Here is a 16009-nt window from a genome sequence, read left to right on the forward strand (position 1 = left end):
TCCGGGTGGGCGTCGCCGGCCGGGTGGGCGTCGCCGTCCGGGTGGGGCCGGCCGCGGCTCACGCATCCGCGTGGTTGCTCACGACTCCTCGTGGTGGGCCTGCGTGATGAGGTCCGTGGCGACCTCCAGGGCGGCCAGGCGGGTCTCCTCCGGGTCGCCCTCGACGTGCTGGAGGAACATCATCCCGGCGTGCAGCGTGAACAGGGCGCTGACGCAGCGCACCTGGTCCGTCAGCGGGCCGTCGTCCGTGCGCAGCAGCTCCACCAGGCGGTAGAGCCGCTTCTTCACCGTGTCGCCGATGCTCAGCTCGCGCGTCGTCGCCTGGTTCTCCTGCATGAAGCGGTACAGCGCGGCGCCCGCCGCCATCGCCTCGCTGTAGCGGCGCAGCACCTCGCGCTTGGTCTCCAGCGTGCGCGGCTGCTGCTCCGCCCACTTGATCAGCTCGTCGATGGGACGCGTGACGTCCTCGAAGAGGCTGATGATGATGTCTTCCTTGCTCTTGAAGTGGTAGTACAGCGCCGCCTTCGTGACCTCCAGCCGCTCCGCGATCTCGCGCAGCGACGTCTTCTCGTATCCCTGCTCGACGAAGAGCTCCAGTGCGATGTCCTGGATGCGCTGGCGCGTGTCGCCACGACGGCGCTGCGGACTGCTGCTGGACATGACTCTCCTCGATTACTTACTTGACGCCCGGCAAGTTACGGGTCTACCGTCCCCATTGTAGTGAACTAGCCGGTCGGCAAGTAAGTGCCGTTCCGGCAGGTAGTACCCAGGGGAGTGGACAGGAAATGGTGGAGACAAGCAAGCCCGCGGAGACCTCGCAGGAGGTGAAGCCACGCAGCGTGCGGGTCGTCCTCATGGCACTCATGATCGCAATGTTGCTGGCGATGCTCGACAACATGATCATCGGTACGGCGATGCCCACCATCGTCGGCGAACTCGGCGGCCTGGCGCACCTGTCCTGGGTGGTGACCGCCTACACCCTGGCCACGGCCGCCTCCACCCCCATCTGGGGCAAGATCGGCGACATGTACGGCCGGAAGGGCTCCTTCCTCACCTCGATCGTCATCTTCCTGATCGGCTCCGCCCTCAGCGGCATGGCCCAGGACATGGGCCAGCTCATCGGCTTCCGCGCGATCCAGGGCCTCGGCGCCGGCGGTCTGATGGTCGGTGTCATGGCGATCATCGGCGACCTCATCCCGCCCCGCGAGCGCGGCAAGTACCAGGGCATGATGGCCGGCGTGATGGCTCTCGCCATGATCGGCGGCCCGCTCGTCGGCGGCACCATCACCGACCACATGGGCTGGCGCTGGTCCTTCTACATCAACCTGCCCCTCGGCGCCGTCGCCCTGGCCATGGTGACCGCGGTACTGCACCTGCCCAAGCCCGCCGAGCGGCAGCGCCCGAAGATCGACTACCTCGGTGCGGCCCTGCTCACCGTCGCGATCACCTCCACGGTGCTCGTCACCACGTGGGGCGGCACCGAGTACGCCTGGGGCTCCGCCGAGATCATCGGCCTGATCGCGATCGGCGTGCTGACGACCGCCGCGTTCCTCTACGTGGAGACCAAGGCGGCCGAGCCGGTGATGCCGCTCCACATCTTCCGCAGCCGCAACTTCACCCTCATGTCGGTGATCGGCTTCCTGGTCGGCTTCGCCATGTTCGGCGGCGTGCTCTACCTCCCGCTGTTCCAGCAGTCGGTCCAGGGCGCCTCCGCCACCAACTCGGGCCTGCTGCTCCTGCCCATGCTGCTCTCGATGATGCTCGTCTCGCTGATCGCCGGACGCGTCACCACCAGCAGCGGCAAGTACAAGATCTTCCCGATCGTCGGCGGCGCGCTCATGGTCGTCGGCATGTTCCTCCTCGCGACCATGGACACCGGCACCTCCCGCCTCGTGTCCGGCCTCTACATGGCCGTCCTCGGCGCCGGACTCGGCTTCCTGATGCAGATCACCATGCTGGTCGCGCAGAACAGCGTCGACATGAAGGACATGGGCGTCGCTTCGTCCTCCGCCACCCTCTTCCGTACGCTCGGCGGCTCCTTCGGCGTGGCCCTGATGGGCTCCCTGTTCACCTCCCGGGTCACGGACACCATGTCCGAGCGCCTGGGCCCGGAGGCCGCCGGAGCCGCGGGCTCCGCCCAGTTGGACGCGGCGAGCCTGGCCAAGCTGCCGGAGGCCGTGCGCGAGGCCTACCAGTACGCGGTCGCCGCCGGTACGCACTCCGCGTTCCTGCTCGGCGCCGCCGTGGCCGTACTGGGCTTCCTGGCCGCCTGGTTCGTCAAGGAGGTCCCGCTGCGGGGCGCCGGTCCGGCCCCGGCCGACGACAAGTCGGCCGCGGCCGACGGCAAGTCCGTCCCGGCCGACGCCAAGTCCGCCCCCGCGGCGCAGGAGTCCCTCGCGCACTGACCCTCGCGGACCCCCACCGCACACGATCCCGGCCCCGGTGGACGTACGCGTCCGCCGGGGCGAGCCGTTTTCCGCCACGCCCGCCCGGGAAGGAACGGTGGACGATCAAGGGCCAAAGTCCCATCAGCCCCATCGGTCCTGTCAGTCCCATTACGGGGAATCTATGGGTGATTTGACTGGAACTCCTCCTTGGCGACGGACGTCCTGATCCACGGAACGCTCGCACAGCTGATGGGGAGTGGACGGTTCATGGGTTTCTCGACGTACACGAACAGGAAGGGCGTCCGGGCCGGCGCGGCCGTCGTCGCGTCGGCCGCCGCCGTGGCGGCGACGGTCTGGGGAGTGGCGATCCTCGTGGAGCCGGGAAGCGCCGGCGCGGCCTCCCGTCAGAACGTGGCCCAGCCGGGCGGAACCGACCACTCCGGCCATGGCCCGGCGGGTCGGCCGGGGGCCCATACGGGCATACCCGAGGGCATAGCCCACTCCTCCGAGAGCAGCGGCAACGCCGTCAACATCACCATCGACGACGGCCCCGACCCGCGCTGGACCCCCCAAGTGCTCGACGTACTGCACAGGTACGACGTCAAGGCGACCTTCTGCATGGTCGGACCCCGCGCCAAGGCCCACCCCGACCTCGTCAAGAAGGTGGTCGCGGGCGGCCACCGTCTCTGCGACCACACCATGGACCACGACACGGCCATGGACAAGAAGCCCGTCGACTACCAGGAACGGCAGATCCTGGACGCGAAGAAGCTCATAGAGGAAGCCGCGGGCGACGGCGCGAAGGTCGAGTACTACCGGGCCCCCGGCGGCGCGTTCACCCCCGACAGCCGGCGCATCGCCGCCGCGAACGGTATGCGCCCGCTCGGCTGGAACGTCGACACCAAGGACTTCCAGAAGCCCGGCACGGCCGCCGTCGTCGACGCCGTCAAGCGCGAGATCGGCAACGGCCCCACCGTCCTCTTCCACGACGGCGGCGGCAACCGCGCCCAGACCGTCGAGGCCCTCGACCAGGTGCTGGCCTGGCTCAGGGACCAGGGCCGGCCGACCGGTTTCCCGGTCCGCACCGCCCCCGACACCCCGTGAGCCGCCGACCGCCCCCGCTGCCGCCCGACGGCCGCCCCTGACACGCCGTCCGCCGCGCGAACGGGTGAGGGTCGACGACGCGGACCCGCCCGCGTTGTTACCTGGTCCGGCACGGACGAACGTACGCCCGACCAGGAGGCTCCTGTGGCCATCGCCCCCGGCAAACTGTCCGACCCCGTGGTCGGCGCCCTCGTCACCGCCGTCAACGCGCACGACAAGGAGGCCTTCCTGAAGCTGCTGACCGCCGACGCGACCATGTCCGACGACGGATCGGACCGCGATCTCCACGACTGGGTCGACCGGGAGATCTTCGACTCCAGGGGCCACATGGACGTGCTGTCCGAGTCCGACGGGGGTCGCGCCCTCGTCGTCGACTACCGCAACGACACCTGGGGCGAGATGCGTACCGCCTGGCGCTTCACCATCGCCCCCGGCGGCGGTCGCATCAGCCGCTTCGAAACCGGCCAGGCCTGACTGCACCTCTGCCGGGCCTGCCCGCACCGGCCGGATCCGCCCGCACCTGCCGGGCCCGATCCGCCCCGCCTACAGGCCCCGCGCCACCTCCAGCACCGCCGCCGTCAGCCGCCCGTTCTCCGGGGCCAGCCCGCCCGGGAAGCCGAAGCGGCGGCGCGTGTACCCGTACGCGATCCCCGTGACCGGGTCGGCGAATCCCTGCGCGCCCGCTGCGCCGCAGTGCCCGAAGGCCTGGGGTCCCACGGCGGGCTGCCGCTCGAAGCCCAGCCCGAAGTGGTCCGTCTCCCCGGTCAGCACCTCCTGCCCCGGCGTGTGCAGCCGGGCGAACTCCGCCGCCGTCTCCGGCTTCAGCAGCGCCGACCGGGAACCCACCTCGCTGATCGCCGCCGCGTAAAGGCCCGCCACGCCGCGCGCCGAGCCGATGCCGCCCGCCGAAGCCGGACCCAGCTCCCGCGTCCGCGGATGGTTGGCGTGGGCGACCAGGTCCATCGGCGGCTCGCGGTGCCAGTTGAAGGCCACCGCCAACAGCTCGGGCACCGGTCCCTCCGCAGCCCGCGCCGCTGCCTGCTCCGGTGTCGGCAGCATGTCCAGGACCGGCTTCCAACGGCCCTCCTGCGAGGCCGGCAGCCCCATGTAGAGGTCCAGCCCGTACGGGGCACGCACGCGCTCCTCGTACACCTCCTGGATCGACCTGCCTGTCGCCCGCCGCACGACCTCGCCGGTCAGCGCGCCGATCACGAAGGCGTGGTAGCCGTACGCCGTCCCCGGCTCCCAGTACGGTTTCTGCCCGGCCAGCCGGGCGGCGATCAGCGCGTCGTCCGCGATCTCCTCGTAGTCGAAGCCCCCGTCCACGTTGATCAGTCCCGACTGGTGGCTGATCAGCTGGCGCAACGTCAGCCGCCCCTTGCCGTCCCCGGTGAACTCCGGCCAGTACGCCGACACCGCTCGGTCCAGCTCCAGCGTGCCGTCCTGTACGAGCAGCGCCACCACCAGGTGCGCGGCGCCCTTGGTGATCGAGAAGACCCCGCTCAGCGTGTCCGCGTCCGTGTCCTCGCCGGCCCACAGGTCGACGACGCGCCGCCCCCGGTGGTGGACGGCGAGCTGGGCCTCGGGGGAGTGCGGCTCGGCAGCCGCGAACGCCTCGAACTCCTCCCGGACCCGCTCCCACCCGGCCGCCACCGTGCCGCCCACACCCCCGCCCCCACGCACGGCCGTGCCCCCTGCCGTGCCCGCTCCCGCGTTCTCGTTCCCGCCCATGGCGTCCCCCTCGGATCGGATCGTCGTTCCGCTGCTCCCGAACCGAAGGTGATCATCGGATATTCCGGTGACCCGGGGGGCTCCCGTACGGGTGAAAGGCCGTGGGGCATCGTTCCGGCCCGCGTCGGGGCCCCGTTGGTCCGGGCATGACGCGCACCCGCACCGCCGCTCTCGCCCTCGCCACGGCCGCCGCGGCCCTCGCCCCCGTCCTCGTCCAGCAGGCCACCGCCGCGGAGGCGGCGATGTACCTCCAGGACCCGGCGGGCGGTGAGAAGACCATGAAGTCGATGTGGACCGACGACGAAATGCACAAGGTGGAGGGGCAGTTCCGCTTCCACCCCGGCGTCCGCTACAAGACGGTCACCCGTCCCGGCCACCCGGCCGCTCCGGACCACGAGCGGAAGGTCGGCGACCCCAGGACGCTGGCGTGGGAACCCTCGTACGAGTTCGCCTGGTCGGTTTCGGACTCGACCGTGGTGAAGAAGGCGGTGACGGTCAAGGAGGGCGGGCACCCGATCGTCGTGCACGCCGTACTGCGCCGCGCGGACCGGTCCGCGGTGGCGGAAGTGCGCAAGGAGCTGACCGGAAAGCCGGCGACGGGGCGCGAGAAGGTCGCGGGCGGAAAGCGGATCGCGTGCGACACCGGTGAGTACACGGTGGAGTGGTCGGTCACCCGCTCGGGCTACGGGACGCTCCACGGCTCGCTGCGCTGGAACTCCAGCTGCGAGCAGTACCGGACGGCGTTCTCCCAGGACCACGGGAAGCAGCGCTGAGGCTCCCGGCGGGGTCCGGCCGCCCCGCGCACCTCGTGAGTGCTCGGCGGGCGACTGGGCCGCGGCCCCGGATCAAGGGCCGTAGTGGCCATGGTGCCGCACGGGATGGTCCGCGGCACGTGTCGAAGGTCCCGTGTCGTGGGGGACTTCCGGTGGACTTCAGTGCTTCCTGGAGGCCTGCGAGGCCTGTGCGGCGATGTCCTCCAGGACGCCCTTGGGGTTGCCGTTCGGTTCCACGGCGCGCCCGATGTTGCGCTTGATGGTGTCGCTGACCGTCACCCAGGACGGGTCGTTGACCGGGTAGAGCTGAGCGCCGCGCAGCGCGTTGAGGAACTGCTGGTCGTTCTTGTCGAGTCCGCCGCCCGCGGGGGTGCGCGAGGCCGTCACGGTGGAGGGCAGCAGGTGGTAGCGGCTGGCGAAGTCCGACAGGTTCTCGTCCTGGTAGACGAAGTCCAGGAACCTGCCGATCTCCGCGCGCTTGCCGTTCTGCCTGAAGGCCATCATCCAGTCGGCCACGCCGACGGTCGGCGGGGTCTCCCCGGTGCCCAGGTCGTCCGAGACGGGCATGGTGGTGGTGACGACGCTGATCCCCTTGGCGCGCGCCTCGTGGGCGAGCGAGGGGTAGCCGTTGAGCATGCCGACCTCGCCGCGCGTGAAGGCGGCGAAGGCGTCCGCCCGGTTCAGCCGGGACGGCGCCGTGGTACCCGTGTAGCCGGTCGCGACCATGTTCTCCTTGACCCATTCCCAGGTCTTGATGTTCTGGTCGGAGGCCAGGCTGTAGTTGCCGCTGCTGTCGGCGTAGCCGCCGCCGTTGCTGAGCTCCCAGATCAGCGCCTCGGCGTGGGCCTCCTCGGGCCCCAGCGGCAGGGCGTACGGGTACTTCACGCCCTTGTCCTTCAACGCCTTGGCGGCTGCCTTGAGGTCGGACCAGGTCTTGGGGGCCTCCTTGATGCCGGCCTTGGTGAACAGCGCCTCGTTGTAGAAAAGCAGGCGGCTGCTCGCGACGAACGGCAGGCCGTAGAGGGTGTTGCCGACCGAGCCGGCGTCGGCCAGCGGCTGGAGGAAATTCGCCTCGGCGGTGACCGAGAGGAGTTCGTCCGCAGGGTAGAGCTGCCCCTGGGCGGCAAAGTCCGAGTATGAGCCCATGAGCGCGATGTCCGGCGCCTTGCCGGCCTTGACCATGCGGGAGACCTCGCGGTCGATGTCGGCCCACGGCAGGAGCTGGACCTCCACCTTGATTCCCGGATTCTCCTCGGTGAAATCGGCCGTCACCTTGTCCCAGAAGGGCTTGGAGCTGGTGGCAGGACTGTCGCCGTATTCGGCGGCGACCAGCTGCAGCGTGCCTCCGTCACCTGCGTCGTCTCCGGAACCGCCACATCCGGCCAGCGGTATCAGCAGGCCGAGCACGGTCGCGGTGGCGGTCGTGCCGAAAATTCTCCGTCGCACGGGTGTATTCCCCTGAATTTCTTTTGCGTCTCGTTATTGCTTATGGGTTGCTCCGGGCAGGGTGGTCCCTCGATGGCCCGTTGGCCGGAATTCTCTCCTGTGTCAGGGGTGGTTTTTCCACGGGGGCCGTACTTGTGGTGAATGCTCCAACCGCCGCTTTTCCGTCTGGTGTTTTCCGGTATGCGGCCGATAAAGTAGACGCGCGTAGACATGCCGAAAAGCCCGTTTCCCTCAGGGAAACGGGCCGGCGGGCGGTGGCGGCGGGGGCCGGTCGGTCAGTCGGTGAATTCGCCCGCGTACGGGTCGGGCTCGCCCGTCTCCGGGTTGCGGCCCTCCTGCCAGCGGCGCTGCGCCTTGCGCCAGTGCACGAAGCTCAGGTGGCCGCCGTCCCAGAAGGTGATGCTGACCGGGCTCACGTCGAACTCGTCGGAGCAGAGCCGGAAGAGGAACTCGGCCATGCCGTACGGGTGCACGGCGAAGGAGTCGGCGGTGTGACGGCCGCACACCAGCACCGGCCAGCGGTCCGGATCGGGGTCCGAGGCCAGCCAGCACAGGATGTCCGAGCCGCCCGCGACGCCCCACGCGATGATCGACTCCGGGTCCGCGTCGAAGGCCGAACGGCCGCCCTCCGCCACCCACATCTGCCGTGCGTTCTCCGTCTCCTCCGCCATCCCGGCCGGATCCCACTGCAGCCCGGGCTTGGGCATCGGGAGCAGGATGCTCGCCTCGCCGTTGATGGAGCCGGCGCCGTACCGGCCCATGAACGCGATGAAGTCCGACGGGAACCGGGTCCCCCAGGCCGCCTCCGCCGCGGGCCAGTCCACGTCCTCGTCGGCGCCGTGCGTCGCCGGCATGATCTGCTCCAGCGCCTTGATCCGGGCGTTCTCCGTCATGCCGCTCCCCTGTTGCCCCAGCTCAACCGCCCCAACCTACTCCCGGCGGCGAGCTCCTCCTAGGCGGTGTCCACTTCCAGCGTGGTCCCGGCCGCCAGGCCCCAGCCGGCCATCGCGCCGGCCGCCGCCTCCAGGACGTGCCGGGCGCGCAGCCGGGGCCGTCCCAGCCGACCGGGAGCCATGGTGGCCACGTCGAGCACGCGCAGGTTCCGGTCCAGGTACGCCACGTCGATCGCGAACCGCATCCGGAAGGTGTGCACGCTCGCCGCGGGGGTCAGCAGCATCGCCCCGTCGATCCCGTCCCGGCCGAGCAGCCCGCGCGTCCGTGCCCGGTACGAGGCGGCCACCTCCAGGGGGATCGGTGTGGGGTCGGACCCGACCCGCAACGCGGCGGGGCCGTCATGCCAGTGCGCCATGGCGGCCACCCTAGGGGACCGCCTACCTTCGCCGGATGGGTGTGGTCGTGATCGTTCTCGCCGCCGGGTACGGCGTCGCCGCCGGGCTGCTGCTGCCGCGCGCGGCCTACCGGCTGTCCGTGGCCCCCGGGAACCCCTGGCGGGAGAGCTGCCCGCAGGGGCACCGGCTGCGCGGCTGGCTCGGCCCGGCCCGCTGCCGCCCGCCCCGGACGGAGCCCGCCGCGCCGGGGCCGGTGCACGCGTACGGGCGGCGGGCCGTGCTCCCGGCCGTCCTCACCGGAGGGGTCTGCGCCCTGATCGCGGCAGCCGTCGGGGTGCGGCCCGAGGCGGCGGCGTACGCGGGACTGGCCCCGCTCCTCGTCCTGCTCGCCCTCGTCGACCGGGCCGTGCACCGGCTGCCCGACGTACTCACCCTGCCGCTCGCGGCCGCGGCGGCCGCCCTGCTCGGGATCGCCGCCCTGCTCCCCGGCTCGGCCGGGTCCTGGCGGCTCGCCCTGCTCGGCGGGGGCGCGCTCGGGGCGGCGTACCTGGTGCTCCATCTGATCAACCCCGCCGGGATGGGCCTCGGCGACGTCAAGCTGGCGCTCTCGCTGGGGGTCGCTCTTGGGTGGTACGGGTGGGGGGTATGGGCGTCGGGAGCCTTCCTGGGCCTGCTCTACGGCGCGCTGCACGGCCTCACCCTGCTGCTGCGCGGCTCCGCGACCCGTGACCAGGGCTTCGCCTTCGGCCCCTTCATGGCGGCCGGAGCACTCACCGGAGTGCTGCTGGGTGGTTTCGGAGCGTAATCATCGCGCGCCGATGCACGCAGCATGCTTTACGAAGGGTTATGGTGGAACCCCCCCCTCGGGCCGGTCCGTATCCCCCCCACGGACCGGCCCGTTTTTTGTCCACCCGTTCCCCGCGCGGGTGTTGGGGCGAAAATGCAGGTCAGCCTCGCTGGGCCCAGATGTTCGTGCCGGGCGTGGACACCGCGAAGGAGTCGATCTCCTTCAGCTCGGCCTCGGAGAGCGGCGCGCCTGCCAGGGCGGCCACGTTCTGCTCCAGCTGCCGGACGCTCGACGCGCCGATCAGGGCCGAGGTCATCCGCTCGTCGCGCAGCACCCATGTGAGTGCCAGCTGGGCCAGGGACTGGCCGCGGCGTGAGGCGATCCCGTTCAGGCCCGCCAGCCGGCGCAGCACGTCGTCCGAGAGCAGGTCGGGGTTGAGCGACTTGCCCTGGGCGGCGCGGGAGTCGGCCGGGATCCCCTTGAGGTACTTGTCGGTCAGCAGCCCCTGCGCGAGCGGGGCGAAGGAGATGCACCCCATGCCGGCGTCCTCCAGGGCGTCCAGCAGTCCGTCCTCCTCCGTCCAGCGGTTGATCATGGAGTAGGAGGGCTGGTGGATGAGCGGGCGCACGCCCATCCCCTGCAGGATCCGCACGGCCTCGGCCGTCTGCTCGGCCGTGTAGGAGGAGACGCCGACGTAGAGCGCCTTGCCCTGCCGGACCGCGGACGCGAGGGCGCCCATGGTCTCCTCGAGCGGGGTCTGCGGGTCGAAGCGGTGCGAGTAGAAGATGTCGACGTAGTCCACGCCCATCCGCTTCAGCGAGGCGTCGAGCGAGCTGAGCAGGTACTTGCGGCTGCCCCACTCGCCGTACGGCCCGGGGTGCATGAGGTAGCCGGCCTTGGTCGAGAGGATCAGCTCGTCGCGGTAGGACGCGAAGTCCTGCGCAAAGATCTTGCCGAAATTCAGCTCGGCCGAGCCGGGCGGCGGCCCGTAGTTGTTCGCGAGGTCGAAGTGGGTGACGCCGAGGTCGAAGGCGCGGCGCAGAATCGCCCGCTGGGACTCCAGGGATCTGTCGTCACCGAAGTTGTGCCAGAGGCCGAGGGAGATCGCGGGGAGCTTGAGGCCGCTGTGGCCCGTGCGCCGGTACTCCATGGAGTCGTAGCGCGAGGGCTCTGCCCGATAGGGATTGGTATCAGTCACGTTGTCCTCCCTATCACGGAGTTGTGACAGACCGAGTTGGGTACCCCATCCCGCCGCGCAGTAATGTGGCGGACTCGGGGGAGGGACCGCATTTCGCACGGGGGCAAGGCACGGAGGGGCTGGAAGATCGTGAAGTTGCGCGACCTGGTGTACAGGCTTTACGCACGCCGGGTGGAAGGCCGCCTCGACCATGACGCGGCACCCAAGCACATCGGCGTCATCCTGGACGGGAACCGCCGCTGGGCGAAGGCGTCCGGAGGCACGACGGAGCAAGGTCACCAGGCCGGAGCCGACAAGATCTCCGAGATGCTCGGCTGGTGCACCGAGACGGACGTCGAGGTCGTCACCCTGTGGATGCTCTCCACGGACAACCTGGACCGGCCCGAGGTCGAGCTCCGCCCGCTGCTCAACATCATCGAGAACACCGTGCGGGGCCTCGCCGCGGACGGCCGCTGGCGCGTCCACCACGTCGGCAACCTGGACATCCTGCCCGCCGGGACGCAGACGGTCCTCAAAGAGGCCGAGCAGGCCACCCACGACGTCGACGGGATACTCGTCAACGTCGCCGTCGGCTACGGCGGCCGCCAGGAGATCGCCGACGCCGTGCGTTCGCTGCTGCTGGAGCACGCGCGGAAGGGCACCTCCTTTGAGGAGCTCGCCGAGATCCTCGACATCGACCACATCGCCGAGCACCTCTACACGCGCGGCCAGCCCGACCCGGACCTCGTCATCCGCACCAGCGGCGAGCAGCGGCTGTCCGGATTCATGCTGTGGCAGAGCGCGCACTCCGAGTACTACTTCTGCGAGGTCTTCTGGCCGGCCTTCCGCAAGGTCGACTTCCTTCGCGCCCTGCGCGACTACGCGGCCCGCCACCGGCGCTACGGCGCCTGATGCCGCCCAGGGGGTTCCCGCCGTGAGGGAGCCCCCTCTGCCCCGCCTCCCCCTCCCCTCGAAGCCTTCACCATGGATTCACCGAGCGTCCGTCATATGCCATGGCATGGCCTGGCCTGATCGGGGAATATCCCTTTCAGGTCGATGCCCGATCCACGGGTGTCGAGTCTCAGCGGACGGCATGGGGTCGTCCGCCCGGGAGGCCCTTTGCACCAGGACGCACGTGCGGTTCGCACGGACGCAGTGGAGGGCCGGAAATCGGCCCTGGCATGGGTGCCGATGACCGGTCCGGTCTTCATGGCCCGACCTCTTCCGAGGGGGTACGTCCTTCCGTGGTGACCAGCACAAAGCGCCGCCTGCCCGACAGGCGGACCTACGTCCTCGACACCAGCGTCCTGCTGGCAGACCCCAACGCGATCTCCCGCTTCGACGAGCACGAGGTCGTGCTCCCGATCGTGGTGATCACCGAGCTGGAGGCAAAGAGGCACCATCCCGAACTCGGCTACTTCGCGCGCCAGGCCCTGCGCCTGCTCGACGACTTCCGGGTTCGCAACGGTCGCCTGGACGCACCCATCCCGCTGGGCGATCTGGGCGGCACCCTGCGCGTCGAGCTCAACCACTCAGACCCCGGGGTCCTTCCCGCCGGCTTCCGACTGGGGGACAACGACTCGCGGATCCTCGCCGTCGCCCGCAACCTCCAGGCCGAGGGCTACGACGTCACGGTCGTCTCGAAGGACCTGCCCCTGCGCATCAAGGCCTCCTCGGTGGGGCTGATCGCGGAGGAGTACCGCGCCGAGCTCGCCATCACCGACGGCGGCTGGACCGGTATGAGCGAGATCGGCCTCTCCGGGGAGCAGGTCGACCTCCTCTACTCGGAGGAGCGGCTCTACGTACCGGAGGCCGCGGAACTGCCCGTGCACACCGGGCTGGTCCTGCAGTCCGAGCGCGGCAAGGCCCTGGGCCGGGTCACGGCCGACGGCAACGTCAAGCTCGTACGGGGCGACCGCGACGCCTTCGGGCTGCACGGGCGCAGCGCCGAGCAGCGCATCGCGCTGGACCTCCTCCTCGACCCCGAGATCGGGATCATCTCGATGGGAGGCCGGGCCGGCACCGGCAAGTCGGCGCTGGCGCTCTGTGCCGGTCTGGAGGCCGTGCTGGAGCGCAGGCAGCACCAGAAGGTGATGGTCTTCCGGCCGTTGTACGCGGTGGGCGGCCAGGACCTCGGCTATCTGCCGGGTGACGCCTCCGAGAAGATGAGCCCGTGGGCGCAGGCGGTGTTCGACACGCTCTCGTCGGTCGCCGGCCGGGAGGTCATCGAGGAGGTGCTGAACCGCGGGATGCTGGAGGTCCTGCCCCTCACGCACATCCGCGGCCGCTCGCTCCACGACGCCTTCGTGATCGTGGACGAGGCGCAGTCGCTCGAGCGCAACGTCCTGCTGACCGTTCTGTCCCGGATCGGGGCCAATTCGCGGGTCGTTCTGACCCACGACGTCGCCCAGCGGGACAACCTGCGGGTGGGCCGGTACGACGGAGTGGTCGCCGTGGTCGAGAAGCTGAAGGGGCATCCGCTCTTCGCGCACGTCACGTTGACGCGATCCGAGCGCTCCCCGATCGCCGCTCTGGTGACCGAGATGCTGGAGAGCCTCTGATGCGGGTGAGCCCGGAGACACCGCCCGCCGGGCGGGCGAACCGGTCAAAAAACGCATAGCGGGAAGGTGAGTTGACGCCGCCCGGCAAAGGCCCCAGAGCCTAGCCGGGCGGCGTCGTGCTGCACAGCCCTTTGATGAAATCGACGGCGACAGACCAGGTGTGACCTTTCACACGCAACGGAGAATTGCCTTGCGGTGTCGAGGTCCGGCAGAGTCTGGTTTCCGTCAGGCCCCGCATACGGCACACCTGTATCTCCCGTGAGGTACGCGCAGCACCACAACTCCACAGCCGATGGCCGTATGCCGCCCGGAGCTTCACGCGGCAGCCCCCGCAGGGGAGTTGCCCACGGGCCCGCGCCTCCAGTGACCGTAGAACCACGGAGGCCAGAGTCGAGGGCACTTTTGCGCCCGCGCGGTCACTGCGGACGCTGCTGGAAGGACACCGTGTGAGCCGGATCTCGGTCCGGGGGTTCGCAGTGGCTTCGGCCACCGCGGTCACCACCGTCGGCGCAGTCGTGGGCGTTGCAACCGGCGACCCCACGAACGATCTCGAGACGACCGCGTCCGGGGCGACCCTCCTCGCAGACATCCCCGTCGGCGACCAGGCGGAGGTCCAGAGCGCGTCCCTGACGCAGCAGGCCGACACCATCGCGCACGCCGCCGACGCCGACGCCAAGCGTTCGGCCGAGGAGGCCGCACGCCTGCAGGCCGCCGAGGACGCCAAGAGCAAGAAGGCCGAGGCGCAGAGGGCCGCCGACGAGAAGGCGAAGAAGGAACGCGAGGCGAAGGAAATCGCCAGCCGTTCCGCCGCCCGCGACGCCGGTGACTTCGCCGTCCAGAGCTCCTACACGGTCGCCCAGGTCAAGGCCATCGCCCAGCAGATGGTCCCGGCCGGCCAGTTCCAGTGCTTCTCGAACATCATCAACCAGGAATCCACCTGGAACTACCTGGCCGTGAACAAGTCCTCCGGGGCCTACGGTCTGGTCCAGGCGCTGCCCGGTTCGAAGATGGCCTCGGCCGGCGCGGACTGGCGCACCAACCCCGCCACGCAGATCAAGTGGGGCCTGAACTACATGGAAGACCGCTACGGCAGCCCCTGCGCCGCGTGGACCTTCCACCAGGCCAACGGCTGGTACTGACGGCCGCCGCCGCACCGCGGCGCCACCGCTCAACCCGGGGGAGCCCCGCACCGTCGTACGGTGCGGGGCTCCTCGCGTGTACGGTCTTCGGGGTGTGCCCGTAGACGGGGGGCGGGGGAAGGAAGCGACATGGCGAAGAGGGAAGGCTGGCTCGGCCGGCTGGGCAACAGGCTGACCGAGATGGAGGCGCGGCTCAACGAGCGGCGCGCCGAGGTCGAGGCCGAGGCCGGAGGCGATCTGCCGGAGCCGGCCGGGCAGGCCGCGGCGGCCCCGGCGGGCCCCGCGCGCTCCGACGCCCCGGCGCAGGCGCCCGCGGTCCGGGAGTCCGCCCCCGAGCGCTACCGGCGCCCCGAGCGGCCCGACCCGGCGAGCGTGGTCCCGTGGGGGATGCGCGTCGCCGCCGAGGCCAGCTGGCGGCTGCTGCTGCTCGCCGGAATGCTCTGGGTGCTGATGAGGGTGATCAGCGAAGTCCGCCTGGTCGTCCTCGCCTTCGCGGCCGCCATGCTCGTGACCGCGATGCTCCAGCCCTTCGTCGTCCGGCTGCGCAGACTGGGTCTGCCGCGCGGCCTGGCCACGGCCGTCACCGCGGTCCTCGGCTTCGTCGTCATCGGGCTCGTGGGCTGGTTCGTGGTCTGGCAGGTCATGGAGAACCTCGACGACCTCTCCGACCGGGTCCGCGACGGCATCAACGAGCTCAAACTCTGGGCACTGGACAGTCCGTTCCACGTGACCGAGAAGCAGATCAACGACATCGCGAAGAACCTCAGCGAGACCATCGGCACCAACACCGAGCAGATCACCTCCGCCGGACTCCAGGGCGTGACGGTCCTCGTCGAGATCCTCACGGGCATGCTGCTCGCGATGTTCTCGACGCTCTTCCTGCTCTACGACGGCAAGCGCATCTGGAACTGGGCGCTCGGCCTGGTCCCGGCGGCCGCCCGCCCCGGTGTCGCCGGCGCCGGTCCGCGCGCCTGGCGCACGCTGACCGCGTACGTGCGCGGCACGGTCATCGTCGCGCTCATCGACGCCATCTTCATCGGTCTCGGGCTCTACTTCCTGGACGTGCCGATGGCGGTGCCGCTGGCCGTCTTCATCTTCCTGTTCGCCTTCATCCCGCTCGTCGGCGCGGTGATCTCGGGCGCCCTCGCGGTGGTCGTGGCGCTCGTGACCCAGGGGGTGTTCACCGCCCTGATGACGCTGCTGGTGGTCCTGGCGGTGCAGCAGATCGAGGGGCACGTGCTCCAGCCCTTCATCCTCGGCCGGGCGGTACGGGTGCACCCTCTCGCCGTGGTGCTCGCGGTGGCCGCCGGCGGGATGATCGCGGGCATCGGCGGAGCGGTGGTGGCCGTCCCGCTGGTGGCCGTCACCAACACGGTGGTCGGATACCTGAAGGCGTACTCGCGGGAACAGCACCACCTCGGAACCGGGATGATCGGCCCCGCGCCGCACGGCTCCACGGCGCTGGGCATGCTGCCCGACGACGACGAGGGCCTCACCAGGCCGTAGGCCCGAGAAGAGCGATCCGGGGCCCGAGTTCGCGGTGGGTTCGCGCAACGACCGCATCCTCGGCGGCGACGTCCGGTGGGAGGAGACGCCGGGGCGGGGGAAACAGGCC

Annotated in this window: 15 protein-coding genes; 9 read left to right on the forward strand and 6 right to left on the reverse strand. The window is 70.4% G+C overall.

Annotated elements, in window-relative coordinates:
- Positions 1-78 precede the first annotated feature (78 nt).
- Entirely contained in the window at positions 79-660 is a 582-nt protein-coding gene (locus ACZ6JS_RS00385; protein WP_469294797.1) for a TetR/AcrR family transcriptional regulator, read from the reverse strand.
- Positions 661-785: 125 nt separating this feature from the next.
- Between ACZ6JS_RS00385 and ACZ6JS_RS00390 the strand changes: the two genes are divergently transcribed.
- From ACZ6JS_RS00390 to ACZ6JS_RS00400, 3 genes are all read left to right on the forward strand, one after another.
- On the forward strand, positions 786-2405 hold the full coding sequence (locus tag ACZ6JS_RS00390; RefSeq protein WP_469294799.1) for an MDR family MFS transporter: 1620 nt from the start codon (positions 786-788) through the stop codon (positions 2403-2405).
- A gap of 249 nt (positions 2406-2654) precedes the next feature.
- Complete coding sequence (locus ACZ6JS_RS00395; RefSeq protein WP_469294801.1) at positions 2655-3491, forward strand: polysaccharide deacetylase family protein; 837 nt, start codon at positions 2655-2657, stop codon at positions 3489-3491.
- 144 nt (positions 3492-3635) lie between these two features.
- On the forward strand, positions 3636-3965 hold the full coding sequence (locus ACZ6JS_RS00400; RefSeq protein WP_469294802.1) for a nuclear transport factor 2 family protein: 330 nt from the start codon (positions 3636-3638) through the stop codon (positions 3963-3965).
- 69 nt (positions 3966-4034) lie between these two features.
- Here the strand turns inward: ACZ6JS_RS00400 and ACZ6JS_RS00405 are convergent, their stop codons facing one another.
- A complete protein-coding gene (locus tag ACZ6JS_RS00405) occupies positions 4035-5222 on the reverse strand; it encodes a serine hydrolase domain-containing protein (RefSeq protein ID WP_469294803.1) in 1188 nt (395 codons plus the stop codon).
- A 146-nt stretch (positions 5223-5368) separates the two neighbouring features.
- On the opposite strand from ACZ6JS_RS00405, the gene ACZ6JS_RS00410 reads away from it, so the two are divergent.
- Complete coding sequence (locus tag ACZ6JS_RS00410) at positions 5369-5995, forward strand: hypothetical protein (protein ID WP_469294805.1); 627 nt, start codon at positions 5369-5371, stop codon at positions 5993-5995.
- 159 nt (positions 5996-6154) lie between these two features.
- On the opposite strand, the gene ACZ6JS_RS00415 is transcribed toward ACZ6JS_RS00410, so the two are convergent.
- From ACZ6JS_RS00415 to ACZ6JS_RS00425, 3 genes are all read right to left on the reverse strand, one after another.
- Positions 6155-7441: an extracellular solute-binding protein gene (locus ACZ6JS_RS00415; protein WP_469294807.1), complete on the reverse strand. Its 1287-nt coding sequence runs from the start codon at positions 7439-7441 to the stop codon at positions 6155-6157.
- A gap of 275 nt (positions 7442-7716) precedes the next feature.
- Positions 7717-8334, reverse strand: coding sequence for an SMI1/KNR4 family protein (locus tag ACZ6JS_RS00420; RefSeq protein WP_469294808.1), 618 nt, complete (start codon positions 8332-8334; stop codon positions 7717-7719).
- 59 nt (positions 8335-8393) lie between these two features.
- The gene (locus ACZ6JS_RS00425; RefSeq protein WP_469294810.1) at positions 8394-8750 is read right to left on the reverse strand and encodes a DUF192 domain-containing protein; all 357 of its coding nucleotides are present in this window, start codon (positions 8748-8750) and stop codon (positions 8394-8396) included.
- 35 nt (positions 8751-8785) lie between these two features.
- On the opposite strand from ACZ6JS_RS00425, the gene ACZ6JS_RS00430 reads away from it, so the two are divergent.
- A complete protein-coding gene (locus tag ACZ6JS_RS00430; RefSeq protein WP_469294812.1) occupies positions 8786-9535 on the forward strand; it encodes a prepilin peptidase in 750 nt (249 codons plus the stop codon).
- A 142-nt stretch (positions 9536-9677) separates the two neighbouring features.
- On the opposite strand, the gene mgrA is transcribed toward ACZ6JS_RS00430, so the two are convergent.
- On the reverse strand, positions 9678-10715 hold the full coding sequence (gene mgrA, locus ACZ6JS_RS00435) for an L-glyceraldehyde 3-phosphate reductase (protein WP_469294814.1): 1038 nt from the start codon (positions 10713-10715) through the stop codon (positions 9678-9680).
- Positions 10716-10844: 129 nt separating this feature from the next.
- Here mgrA and ACZ6JS_RS00440 point away from each other — a divergent pair, with 129 nt between their 5' ends.
- The 4 genes from ACZ6JS_RS00440 (at position 10845) to ACZ6JS_RS00455 (ending at position 15900) form a co-directional block, all read left to right on the forward strand.
- A complete protein-coding gene (locus ACZ6JS_RS00440; RefSeq protein WP_469294816.1) occupies positions 10845-11606 on the forward strand; it encodes an isoprenyl transferase in 762 nt (253 codons plus the stop codon).
- A 332-nt stretch (positions 11607-11938) separates the two neighbouring features.
- Positions 11939-13255, forward strand: a complete 1317-nt coding sequence (locus tag ACZ6JS_RS00445) for a PhoH family protein (protein WP_469294817.1) — start codon at positions 11939-11941, stop codon at positions 13253-13255.
- Between the two features lie 446 nt (positions 13256-13701).
- Positions 13702-14394 carry an aggregation-promoting factor C-terminal-like domain-containing protein gene (locus ACZ6JS_RS00450; protein ID WP_469294819.1) on the forward strand — a complete coding sequence of 231 codons (693 nt, stop codon included), beginning with the start codon at positions 13702-13704 and terminating at the stop codon, positions 14392-14394.
- Between the two features lie 129 nt (positions 14395-14523).
- Positions 14524-15900, forward strand: a complete 1377-nt coding sequence (locus ACZ6JS_RS00455; RefSeq protein ID WP_469294821.1) for an AI-2E family transporter — start codon at positions 14524-14526, stop codon at positions 15898-15900.
- Positions 15901-16009 lie beyond the last annotated feature (109 nt).

The organism is Streptomyces sp. NPDC046349 (assembly GCF_055587885.1).

Coding starts and splice junctions, on each gene's coding strand:
- ACZ6JS_RS00410 (WP_469294805.1), top strand. CDS start 5,369: ATGACGCGCACCCGCACCGCCGCTCTCGCCCTCGCCACGGCCGCCGCG.
- ACZ6JS_RS00405 (WP_469294803.1), bottom strand. CDS start 5,222: ATGGGCGGGAACGAGAACGCGGGAGCGGGCACGGCAGGGGGCACGGCC.
- ACZ6JS_RS00425 (WP_469294810.1), bottom strand. CDS start 8,750: ATGGCGCACTGGCATGACGGCCCCGCCGCGTTGCGGGTCGGGTCCGAC.
- ACZ6JS_RS00395 (WP_469294801.1), top strand. CDS start 2,655: ATGGGTTTCTCGACGTACACGAACAGGAAGGGCGTCCGGGCCGGCGCG.
- ACZ6JS_RS00455 (WP_469294821.1), top strand. CDS start 14,524: ATGGCGAAGAGGGAAGGCTGGCTCGGCCGGCTGGGCAACAGGCTGACC.
- ACZ6JS_RS00390 (WP_469294799.1), top strand. CDS start 786: ATGGTGGAGACAAGCAAGCCCGCGGAGACCTCGCAGGAGGTGAAGCCA.
- ACZ6JS_RS00385 (WP_469294797.1), bottom strand. CDS start 660: ATGTCCAGCAGCAGTCCGCAGCGCCGTCGTGGCGACACGCGCCAGCGC.
- ACZ6JS_RS00430 (WP_469294812.1), top strand. CDS start 8,786: ATGGGTGTGGTCGTGATCGTTCTCGCCGCCGGGTACGGCGTCGCCGCC.
- ACZ6JS_RS00420 (WP_469294808.1), bottom strand. CDS start 8,334: ATGACGGAGAACGCCCGGATCAAGGCGCTGGAGCAGATCATGCCGGCG.